The sequence below is a fragment of the uncultured Anaerotruncus sp. genome, assembly GCF_902490045.1.
GTDB lineage: Bacteria > Bacillota > Clostridia > Oscillospirales > Ruminococcaceae > Anaerotruncus.
In genome coordinates, this window is record NZ_CABUCJ010000195.1 from 1 (window position 1) to 2,428 (window position 2,428).

General features: G+C 68.8%; 3 protein-coding genes and 1 pseudogene. All 4 read right to left on the bottom strand.

The genetic code is table 11. The features are described 5' to 3' along the window. Positions 1–314 (bottom strand): annotated as a pseudogene (locus tag RDM88_RS12585) (cobalamin biosynthesis protein CbiG); the annotation flags it as partial. Then, positions 311–1,057, bottom strand: coding sequence for a precorrin-4 C(11)-methyltransferase (gene cobM / locus RDM88_RS12590; RefSeq protein ID WP_308755169.1), 747 nt, complete (start codon positions 1,055–1,057; stop codon positions 311–313). The gene cobM and the pseudogene RDM88_RS12585, both read right to left, overlap by 4 nt. A gap of 7 nt (positions 1,058–1,064) precedes the next feature. Continuing rightward, positions 1,065–1,751: a precorrin-2 C(20)-methyltransferase gene (cobI, locus tag RDM88_RS12595; RefSeq protein ID WP_308755170.1), complete on the bottom strand. Its 687-nt coding sequence runs from the start codon at positions 1,749–1,751 to the stop codon at positions 1,065–1,067. Next, a partial coding sequence (gene cbiD, locus RDM88_RS12600) for a cobalt-precorrin-5B (C(1))-methyltransferase CbiD (protein ID WP_308755171.1) occupies positions 1,748–2,428 on the bottom strand: 681 nt, incomplete at its 5' end. The genes cbiD and cobI, both read right to left, overlap by 4 nt.

Genomic DNA, 2,428 nt, shown 5'->3' on the forward strand with positions numbered 1-2,428 from the left:
CCCCCGGCGTGCCCCGACAGCAGCGCCACGGCGTACCGTCCCCGCTCGTCGACCGCGACGACCGCCGGGTCGGTGAATTTATCCCTGACAAAGGGCGCGACCGCACGCACCGCGATGCCGCACGCGCCGACAAAAATGATCCCATCCCGGGAAAAGGCGGCCTCCGTCCAGTCGCGCAGGCTTGCCCCGGAATCCCCCGCGCGCCCGAAAACCGCGACCTCGGGCGGAGAGCCTCCCTCTTCCGCGAGGGCGTCCGCCAGCCGGAAGGCCAGCTCCGCGCCCCGCCCGGTAAACGCCGCGATCGAAAGCCTCATTGCTCCGCCTCCCGGTAGCCGTGGGAAAAGGCGGGGTCGTAGAGCTTCGAGCGGTCGTACTGCTCGCCGAGGAATTCCCCAACCAGGATGAGCGCCGTGCGGACAATGCCGTTTTCCTCCGCCATCGCGGGCAGGCGCCCGACCGTTCCGACCACGCATTTTTCATCCGGCCACGACACCTTATAGACGATCGCGGCGGGCGTCTCCTCCGGGTATCCGCCCGCAAGCAGCCGCTCCCGCAGCGCGGGCAGCAGGCCGGTACTCAAAAAGATCACCATCGTCGCGCCGTGGGCGGCGAAGGAGGCGACCTCCTCCCGCTCAGGCACCGGCGTGCGGCCCGCCATCCGGGTGATGACGACCGACTGGGAAACGCCGGGCAGCGTGTATTCTACGCCGAGCGCCGCCGCCGCGCCGCTGAAGGCGCTGACCCCCGGCGTCACGTCGTAGGGAATGCCCGCTTCCTTCAGCAAATCGATCTGTTCGCGGATCGCGCCGTAGAGCGCGGGGTCGCCTGTGTGGAGGCGCACCGTCATCTTACCGGCGGCCCGCATGACCGCGAACACCTCCTCGAGGGTCATCCCGGCGCTGTCATGGATTTCACAGTCCGGCCTGGCAGCCTCGAGCAGCGCGGGATTTACAAGGGAGCCCGCGTAGATCACGACGTCCGCACCGGCCAGCAGCCGATGGCCCCGCAGGGTGATCAGATCGGGCGCGCCGCACCCCGCTCCCACAAAATGCACCATCAGGCGGTCACTCCTTTACCACGATGATCGAGAGGTAGCCCGCGTCGTCGGGCGCTTCCCCGAGCGAGGGGAATACCCGCTCGCCCGGCAGGCCGCACCGTTCGACGAGCTTGGCATCCTGGCCGCGCTTCGCGAGCAGGCGGCGGACCTCCCCGAAACATTTCCCTGATTTCATCAGCACCTTGGTACCCGGCAGGCTGAGCGCCTCCTCCAGCCCCTCGTAGGGCGCCGGGACGATGTGCAGGGGCTTGGCCGCGTCGGTAAGCGGCTCCCCCAGACGGGCGGCCGCCGCGCAGAAGGAGGGCACCCCGGCCACCATCTCCGCCGAAAAGCCCATGGCCTTTACGCGCCCATGCAGGTAGCCATAGGTGGAATAGACGGTCACATCCCCGATCGTCAGGAAGGCGACGTCCTTTCCCGCCCGCAGATAACCCGCAAGCGTCTCCACGGCGGCGGCGCGTGCGGTTTCGAGCCTATCCGGGTCGCGCGTCATCGGCAGCGAAAGCTCGACAAGCTCCTTCCGGTCGAGCTCGGGCACCGCGTTTCCCGCAATCCCGAGCGCGATCCGCTCCGCTCCGTCCGACGAGCGCGGCACCGCGATCACATCGCAGGCGCGGATCACCTCCACCGCCCGGACGGTGATAAGCCCCGGGTCGCCCGGCCCGACGCTCACGCCGTAGAGTGTCCCCTTCATGTCGCCGCCTCCGATTTCTTCAGCTGTTTCAGCATCTCCCGCGCGCCCCCGCTCTGCCCTAGGACGCCGCGCGCGTTGGTATAGATCACCAGTTCCGCCGGAAGCTCCCCGGCGCGCCGTTTGACCTGCTTTTCCGCCCGTTCCGTCACCGAACGCATCACCGGGGACAGCAGTCCCGCCGCTTCCAGCAGGTCGGCCGCCGCGTCGGTCGTCGCGCAGTCGAGCAGTTCTCCGACCAGCGTGGAATCCGCGCCGGCCAGCGCGGCATACGCCGCCAAAATCTCCATGCGCGCGTCCGCGACGCGCGAGTGCGTCTGGAAGACGCCGCCCGCGAGCTTTACAAACTTGCCGAGATGCCCGACGAGAAGCACCCCCCTAAAGCCGAGGGAGGCAGCGCAGTCGAGCGTCTCGCCGACATAGTTGCTGCAGAGCACCGCGCGGGACGCCGACAGGCCGAGCGCCTCCCGCGAGAAGGTCTCCCCGTAGCTGCCGGGAGTCACGAGCACCGGCCCGCTCCCTGACGCGCGCAGCACCTTCAGCTCTGCCCGGATCGTGTCCACAAGCGCCGTCTCGCTCATCGGCTCGACGATGCCCGTCGTCCCAAGGATCGAGATTCCCCCTTCGATCCCCAGCCGCGGATTGTAGGTCCGCGCCGCGATTTCGGCCCCGCCGGGGAC

What these genes read in the sequence shown, in the direction of transcription:
- cobM (WP_308755169.1), bottom strand. Translation starts at nt 1,057, where the DNA reads ATGGTGCATTTTGTGGGAGCGGGGTGCGGCGCGCCCGATCTGATCACC.
- cobI (WP_308755170.1), bottom strand. Translation starts at nt 1,751, where the DNA reads ATGAAGGGGACACTCTACGGCGTGAGCGTCGGGCCGGGCGACCCGGGG.